Below are 558 nucleotides of genomic sequence, written 5' to 3'. Positions count from 1 at the left end.
TCACCCCGATGGCGGCTTTACTGCCCTCTCCTGCCGCAATAACGAGCTGCGCAGGCGCAATTATTGCAGCATCCCCTGCTGCGTATACGCCCATCACGCTTGTCCTGCCGAAATCATCTGTCACAAAGCCGCCTGATTCGTTCGTACTGCAGCCAAGTGCTTCACCGAATGCCGCAGCATGGTCCCACTGCGGATGGACAAACCCTCCGATACAGTCCGCCTTTGTATGATTATCGAAAANAATGATTTGATCCGGTGCGCATTCACTTGAATGCCTTTGCGTCCTAGCTGGGCGATTTGATCGGCGTTCAATTTGTTAGAGCCATTCGTGCATACAAGAACATTTCTGCTCCAGTTGTAAACGATCTTTGCACCGTGGAAAGCACTTGTACCTTCCGATATCAGCACTAGAGGCTTATCCCGCAGCTCCCAGCCGTCGCAATAAGGGCAGCTAAACAAACTTTTTCCGTAAAAATCCTGTATATTAGGCACAGAAGGAAGCATTTCCTTCAGCCCTGCTGCCAAAATAATCGTTCGTGCGTAATAGACTACACCATT

General features: G+C 49.9%; 1 pseudogene. It reads right to left on the bottom strand.

The window, feature by feature from the left end:
• Window positions 1-124: pseudogene (locus FJQ58_RS33360) on the bottom strand (NAD(P)/FAD-dependent oxidoreductase); the annotation flags it as partial.
• Between the last annotated feature and the right edge of the window lie 434 nt (window positions 125-558).

Origin of the sequence: Paenibacillus paridis (assembly GCF_006345825.1) — a bacterium.
In the GTDB taxonomy this organism is placed as follows: Bacteria; Bacillota; Bacilli; order Paenibacillales; family Paenibacillaceae; genus Pristimantibacillus; species Pristimantibacillus paridis.
The sequence above is the reverse complement of the archived record's forward strand: the minus strand, read 5'-3'. Positions and strand labels throughout refer to the sequence as shown.